This window comes from Caballeronia choica (assembly GCF_001544535.1).
GTDB lineage: Bacteria > Pseudomonadota > Gammaproteobacteria > Burkholderiales > Burkholderiaceae > Caballeronia > Caballeronia choica.
Genome location: NZ_FCON02000251.1, coordinates 1 through 7,009, shown reverse-complemented (window position 1 = coordinate 7,009; position 7,009 = coordinate 1). Strand labels below are relative to the sequence as shown.

Genomic DNA, 7,009 nt, shown 5'->3' with positions numbered 1-7,009 from the left:
CTACCGCTTCCGGCGAACAGAAAGGATCAGTTTCCGAACGCTAGGGACAATATACAAGTAAGCAAAGAAAGCAGCTTCCCAACGCCAATCCTTGCCGGTCGCCTCCAGACCGCTCCCTCGGAGTGGTCCAACCGGGGGAGTGTCGTTAGCGGGGTTTCATCGTTGTTGGCATGTAGAAAAGGCGCGCGCGTCGCACCGCAATACGAAGTGGACCAGCAGTCATACATCCAGCCTCGCGCTTCGCGCTCGCCCGTCAGGTAAAACAGAAACCCATCGGTACATCGCTCGTTCGTGCTTGCCGCATCCTTAATTCACCACCACCACCACCACCACCAGCAGACCTGTCGTCGGGCACGCAGTGCCAAGACGGATGAATGACTGCTGTTCCACTCCGTGTAGCGGTGCGACGTGCGCGCCTTTTCTACATGCCAACAACGATGAAACCCCGCTAACGACACTCCCCCGGTTGAACCACTCCGTTTCAAGCGCGAGTGAAGACAGGTTAGGGCTGGCGTTTGAAAGCTGCTTTCTTTGCTTACTTTCTTTGCAGCAGCAAAGAAAGTGAGTCCCGCCCCGGACAGGGGCAGAGCTAATAAACCAAAACGAATACAAGTTTCATCGAAGCCCAAGCACATCAAACGGTTGAAACCCGACCCCAAGCGCCCTCAAGGCTCCTAAAGCGAACGCCGCAACCAGAGCGGGAACCGCAAGAAACGTGAATCGAGGGTATGGGTTGCGGGTTCATGTCGGTTGTCTCGTGGTGCGCCGCAGCGGCGCAGGACGCGTGCCCGCTGCGGCAATTTCATCGCAAGCCCTGAAACGACGGGCCATCGCGAGCGCGTGCCTTCAATTGCCTTGATCTGAGGGTTGCGAACCGCAAGGTCCTCGTGCGATCCTTCCGCGGCGAGCAGTCATCGAGCATCCATAGAGCGCCCGAACGAGGCGCCGGCGCCGCGCTTTCCTGAAGCGGCAACGTGAGCGAGACCAGTAGGGTTCATCACCCCTTGCGAGGAGGAGCCATGGTCGTGCTGTCGAAACATCACGTTGGGCTGGCCGGTACGTATCGTCGGGCCGCTACGCGCGCGCTTAACGCGCTGCTTCTGTCCGGTGCCGCGATCTGCGCGGCCTACGCCGATACCCAGGTCGGCCAGACATTGCCGCCGCCGCCAAGCGTCCTCTACGGCGACCTCTTCGTCGCGGTGCAGACCGCGCAGATCTATCCCGATCAGAAGACCTTCGTCGACGCGACGCCCAACGCCGACCCGGCCGCCATCGTCCAGTTGTACGAGCAGCAGAAGAACACCCCGGGCTTTTCGCTCTCGGCTTTCGTCGCGCAGTACTTCACGCCGCCGGTCGACCAGGTCATCACGCCGCCGCCGAACCAGTCGCTGCGCGAGCATATCGACTGGCTCTGGCCCGCGCTCACGCGCACGACGACGAGCGTCCCCGCCAACAGTTCGCTGATCCCGATGCCGAAGTCCTACGTCGTGCCGGGCGGGCGCTTTCGCGAGGGCTACTACTGGGATACCTATTTTACGATGCTCGGCTTGCAGGAAGCCGGCCGCGAAGACCTCGTCGACGACATGCTCGACAACTTCGCGTACCTGATCGACACGATCGGCCACATTCCCAACGGCAACCGCACGTACTACGTGAGCCGCTCGCAGCCGCCGTTCTTTTCGTACATGGTCGAACTGGCCGCGCAGAAGGAGGGCGGGCGCGTCTATCAGAAGTACCTGCCGCAGATGCGCCGCGAATACGCGTACTGGATGCAGGGCGCAAGCGCACTCGCGCCCGGCGGCGCCACGCGCAACGTCGTGATGCTGCCCGATCGCACGGTGCTCAACCGCTATTGGGACGAGTCCGACACACCGCGCGACGAGTCGTATCTCGAGGACGTCAACACCGCGAAGATGGTGTCGGGCCGCGCGCCGAACGACGTGTACCGCGACTTGCGCGCGGCGGCCGAAAGCGGCTGGGACTTCAGCTCGCGCTGGTTCGGCGACAACCAGACGCTCACGACCATCCGCACGACGTCGATCATCCCCGTCGATCTGAACAGCCTGATGTTCCACCTCGAAACGACGATCGCACGCGGCTGCGGAGAGGCGCACGACTTTGGCTGCGTCGGCGAGTATGTCGGGCGTGCCGCGAAGCGTGCGCTCGGCATCAACAAGTACCTGTGGAACAAGAACGGCTACTACGGCGACTATGACTGGCAGCTCGCGAAGCCGCGCGACAACGTATCGGCGGCGGCGCTCTATCCGCTCTTCGCGGGTGCCGCATGGCCCGATCGCGCGCACCGGACGGCGCAAGCGGTCGAGGCGCAACTGCTGAAGCCCGGCGGCCTCGCGACGACCACCTTCACCACGACGCAGCAATGGGACGCGCCCAACGGCTGGGCGCCGCTGCACTGGATCGCAGTGCAGGGGCTCAAGCGCTATGGGCGCGCCGATCTTGCGCAACCGATAGGGACGCGCTTTCTCGCTGACGTGAAGAATGTCTACGCGACGCAGCAGAAGCTCGTCGAGAAGTACATCGTGGAAGGCGAGGGGACGGGCGGTGGCGGCGGGGGCGAATATCCGTTGCAGGACGGCTTCGGCTGGACCAACGGCGTGACGCTGCAATTGCTCGATCTGTATGGCGGAGGGTGAGCCGCGCCGGGGAGTCGAGTTGGACCATTCACCCGCCGGCGCTGGCAAGAAACCGCTTGCCGGTCTGGATCGCGGCTCGAAGCGAATCGTGCGGCGTCTGGCGTGGCACTTCGCGCAACGGCATTGGGGACTGCATTTCCCGGCCGTCGTGTGGATGGCGCTCGTGTTCGCGCATACACGTTATGGGGTTTTGCCGGCTCGCCGCGAGTATTTCATCGTCACGGGGGTGCTGTTTGTAATCGCGGTGGTGAATATCAGGCTGCATATTCGCCGGCAGTTGCCAGCGGCGCGCGCCGTGTTTGACATGCTCGGCGCCGAGGGGGTGCGGCGCATGACGGAGCGTTAGCTGTTGGCGGCGTAAACACGCCCGCCGCCAGCGCCAGCGGCAAGCCACGAGATTGCATTTTTCCCATGTTACGATGGTCCGCGATATGAATTGTGCACGGGTCGAATGTAACGATGGCAACACTATACGAAACGCTGGGCGTGCACGAACACGCCACCGACGACGAAATCAAGCGCGCATACCGCAAGGCCGCGATGCGCTGTCATCCGGACCGCAATGTCGGTCGCGAAGACACCGCTCGCGCCGCTTTCCAGGAGATCAAGGAGGCCTACGGCATTCTGTCGGACCCGGCGCAGCGGCAGGTCTACGACGCGATCTTCGCCGAGGAGATGCGTCGCTTCGAAGAGCGCAGGCAACAGGAAGCAGCCGAGGAAGCCGAACGTGAAGCCGCCGCACGAGCGGCGGCGGAAGAGGAATATGCACAGCGTGTCGCGGTCGCGATGCGTTTTGCGACCCAAGGCTACAACCGCGATGTAGTTTTTGGCGTGCTGCTCGGACAGCAGTGCGAGCCGCTTGCCGCCGGCCAGATCGCGGATAGCGCGATCGCCCTGCATGCTTCACGGCAGGCGGAACTCGCAAAGGACGCGGAACCGGCACAGGAAGAGCCGAAGGAACCCGAGGAACAAAAGGAGAAGGAGATGGAAGTCGAGGCGGAGTCGAAGGATGCTGCCGCTTCCCCGCACGGACATCATCTCGGTGCGCTGTGGTTCCAGTTCCTTAATGGCCTGAAGTTTTAACCAAGGTTTTAACCAGATCGTTCACGCCGCGAGCCGCTCGACGTGCATCTTCGCGCGTTGGGTCTCGGGCGGGAACACGCACCAGAAGCCGTCGTCATGCCGGAAGAAGAACAGCGAGCGCGTTCCAGACGGTTGCGATGTCTCGACACGTACATAACGCCTGTGCCCCGACCTCGTGCGGCTGAATTCCGTCACGTGAACCGACGCCGCGGAACCCAGTGCCAGCCATTTTTCCACTTGGTATCGAAGGGACCGCTCGCTCGTGCTTTTCATTTCAACTCTCCATCTGGCCGGTTTTTTGTCGCCTGCGCAAATACGTTGCGCGTGATTCGATCCGGCTACTGCGTTGCACCAAACACTTGAGAAAGCACTTTAACTCTACGCCCTGAATTCGGTCGGCGTGCGTGTTTTGGCGAAATAGCAACAGTCGGGTGTCACTTGAGGCGTGCCTCCAGCATCGGCTTGGGCGAGGCACGGGTCTGTACGGAAACGGTCATATGAATCGCGATCGTCGCAGCATGCGCCCGTAATGGACCCTTAACGGAGATATAGCGAAACTCGTGCCCGGGGCCGCCAAGGCTTGGCGCTGCGCTGCGCAGTCCTTCAGGATCGTGGGAAGGCCTTGCCCCCATGTAGCCTTGGCAAGTTTCAGCTATTTGTTCAGCGCCGCATTAGCTCAACGGATGCGCGAAGCTGAGTTCGTGTCCGTCGGGATCGGTGACGTGGAAGTAGCGCTCGTTCCAGGGAGCGTCGCGTGGAGCGAATGCCGGCTCGATGCCAGCCGCGAGCATCTTGCGATGCAGCGCATCGACGTCCGATACGTAGATGATCACGCGGCCCCACCAGTTGATGGGACCGTGCGTTTCCGCAATCAGGTTGAGGAACGATCCGCCCACCGCGAACGACGTGAACGCCTCGTTCGGACCGCCGTGCAGCAGCCTGAAACCGAGCGTCTGATAGAAGCGGACCGCGCGCTGCATGTCCTGGGTGGCGAGCGTGATGGCGCTCAGGCTTTCGAAGGTCGGCTCGGTCAGCGAGTTCATCGTCGGCTTGGGTTCCGGGTGATCATCCGTGATGGTGGTGCGACGACACGAGCGGCAGCACCGAAAGATCCGGATGCGTACCGTCGATGATGCTTCGCCCGACGTGCCGCGCGTCGTCGACGGCATCGGCGGCGGTCTTGAATTCGTCGTTGCCGTCCGCATGAAAATGCACGGCTTCGCCGGGTGCATCCGCGTTCGCGCCGTGCCGGCAAACGTGGCCGATATACACGTAACGTTCGCTCGTGCGCGGCGGCGCGTGTTCCGGCGCGGTTTTCAACTGGGGCAGGACATGGATTTCGAAGCCTTCATATTCAAACACGTGCCATTGAGCAGGTTCGTCGGGCATGACTGCCTCCTTGTTGCTGATTTTGCGGATCGAACGCGTGTGTTGAACGCAGGTTGAGCGACTGAGGTGCGCGCCGGCTCGCCCGCAAACAACGTTACTCCTGTTGCCGCTTCGAATCCATCGGCTGATTCGGCTGATTCGGCTCGGGTGGCAGGGAACGCAACAAGTCGTCGAGATAAGGCTTCCACACTTCGGGGTGCTCGATCGTCGAAGCGCCCCAGGTTCGCTCGCTCGCCGGCACTTCGACGAACCGTCCGTGCGCGAGGCGCGGCATCACGCGCTGCATGACACCGAGCGCCACGGGATTGGTTTCGTCGTCGGCGAAATTGACGGCGAAGAGCGGCGCTTCGATGCTGCCAAGCGCCGCTTCCGGGTCGTAGCCGCGCGACGCTTCGAACCAGTAGAGCACGTCATTCGCGTCGTACTGGCGCGCGCTGTAGACGGAGACATCGTAGGACCATGCGGCCGTATCGGCGTTGGGCGCGCGTTCCTGCATGCGGGCGGGGTTGCCCGTCATCAGCGTGAAGACGGGCATCGTGCGCAGCCACTGGAGCGGTGGATCGGTGTAGCGGCCGTCCTGCCAGCCGGGGTCGCGGCGGATCGCCGTGACGATCATCTGGCGCCAGAAGCCATTGCGCCCGGCGACGGCGACCGGCTGGCTCGCGATCGGCATCAGCGCGTCCATCATGCGCGGATGGCGCTCACCCCAGAGCCACGTTTCGCTGCCGCCCATCGTCGTGCCGAGCACGAGCCGCAGATGATCGATGCCGAGTCCCTGCGTGACGAGCAGATATTGCGCGGCCACGGCATCGCCATCGTCGTATTGCGGGAACGCCATGCGCAGGCCATCGCTTGGCTTGCTGGACGCGCCATGTCCGATTGCATCCGGGATGACGGTGAAGTAGCGGACCGCGTCGAGCGGCTGGCCCGGCGCGAACAACTCGCGACGCATCGCGGCCGACAGGAACGTGCGGCTGGAACCGGTCGTGTCGTGCAGCAACAGCACGGCGTTCGTGACGTGGCCGTTGGCGTCGCGGCGTAGCGTGCCGAGCGTCACGTAGTGCAGGGTCAGCCGATCGAGCGTCGAGCCGTCTTCGAACCTGAAGTTACTGGCGACGAAATCGCCGGCTTGTTCGAGGATGGGTTGCGCCTGCGCAATGGCCAATGATGCGATGCAGGCCGACACGAACGCGAGCAAATATCGATGCATGATGGAGTCGCTACCATTGCTCGATGCGAATCAGCCGCGCGTTCAGGCGCCGCGCGAGCGCGAGGCCGCCTTCGCGCATGATTGCATCGTGATTCCAGCGAAAGAGCGGCCGTGCGAGCGGCGCGAGCAGGTTCATCCACGGTTTTGTCGTGCGCACGTGCCAGTCGTAGCGAACCTGCGTGCCGTCGTCGAGCGGGGAGAAGTGCCAGCGACCGATGCCTTCGACCATGCCACTCGCTTCGCCTTCGAGGGCTTTCATTGGCTCGACGCGCGTGATGCGCATGTCGAGGACGATGCGATACGGCAGCACGCCCTTCCACACATAGCGATGGAGCGCGCCGATACCGTCGGGGTCGCCGTGGCTCAGTTCGATCGTGCGCTCGACGTTCTTCCACCATTCGGGCCAGCGCTTTGCATCGTGGATGGTGTCCCATACGCGGGGGACGGGCGCATCGAGGTGCCAGACGGTTGAGAACCGGTATTCTGTTATAGGCACGAATTGCCTCCGTGGGGATGGGTGATCGCTGGCGCTTGGGGTGGGTTCGGGGGGGACGCCGTTTGATGTTTTTGCGCTTCTATGGAACTTGTTTTGTTTCTGGTTTATTAGCTCTGCCCCTGTCCGGGGCGGGACTCACTTTCTTTGCTGCTGCAAAGAAAGTAAGCAAAGAAAGCA

General features: G+C 62.5%; 8 protein-coding genes. 3 read left to right on the top strand and 5 right to left on the bottom strand.

Going from position 1 to position 7,009, the window contains the following annotated elements:
• Positions 1–1,019 precede the first annotated feature (1,019 nt).
• The 3 genes from treA (at position 1,020) to AWB68_RS41430 (ending at position 3,737) form a co-directional block, all read left to right on the top strand.
• Positions 1,020–2,654: an alpha,alpha-trehalase TreA gene (treA, locus tag AWB68_RS41440; RefSeq protein ID WP_087649948.1), complete on the top strand. Its 1,635-nt coding sequence runs from the start codon at positions 1,020–1,022 to the stop codon at positions 2,652–2,654.
• A gap of 19 nt (positions 2,655–2,673) precedes the next feature.
• Entirely contained in the window at positions 2,674–3,000 is a 327-nt protein-coding gene (locus AWB68_RS41435; protein WP_235028802.1) for a hypothetical protein, read from the top strand.
• Positions 3,001–3,113: 113 nt separating this feature from the next.
• The gene (locus tag AWB68_RS41430; protein WP_087649946.1) at positions 3,114–3,737 is read left to right on the top strand and encodes a J domain-containing protein; all 624 of its coding nucleotides are present in this window, start codon (positions 3,114–3,116) and stop codon (positions 3,735–3,737) included.
• A gap of 21 nt (positions 3,738–3,758) precedes the next feature.
• Here the strand turns inward: AWB68_RS41430 and AWB68_RS41425 are convergent, their stop codons facing one another.
• The 5 genes from AWB68_RS41425 to AWB68_RS41405 form a co-directional block, all read right to left on the bottom strand.
• Positions 3,759–4,010 carry a hypothetical protein gene (locus AWB68_RS41425; protein ID WP_087649945.1) on the bottom strand — a complete coding sequence of 84 codons (252 nt, stop codon included), beginning with the start codon at positions 4,008–4,010 and terminating at the stop codon, positions 3,759–3,761.
• Between the two features lie 398 nt (positions 4,011–4,408).
• Entirely contained in the window at positions 4,409–4,780 is a 372-nt protein-coding gene (locus tag AWB68_RS41420) for a VOC family protein (protein WP_087649944.1), read from the bottom strand.
• Positions 4,781–4,802: 22 nt separating this feature from the next.
• Positions 4,803–5,126 carry a hypothetical protein gene (locus AWB68_RS41415; RefSeq protein ID WP_087649943.1) on the bottom strand — a complete coding sequence of 108 codons (324 nt, stop codon included), beginning with the start codon at positions 5,124–5,126 and terminating at the stop codon, positions 4,803–4,805.
• A 94-nt stretch (positions 5,127–5,220) separates the two neighbouring features.
• Positions 5,221–6,336: an alpha/beta fold hydrolase gene (locus tag AWB68_RS41410; protein ID WP_087649942.1), complete on the bottom strand. Its 1,116-nt coding sequence runs from the start codon at positions 6,334–6,336 to the stop codon at positions 5,221–5,223.
• A gap of 10 nt (positions 6,337–6,346) precedes the next feature.
• Positions 6,347–6,826: an SRPBCC family protein gene (locus tag AWB68_RS41405; protein WP_200828945.1), complete on the bottom strand. Its 480-nt coding sequence runs from the start codon at positions 6,824–6,826 to the stop codon at positions 6,347–6,349.
• Positions 6,827–7,009: the final 183 nt, after the last annotated feature.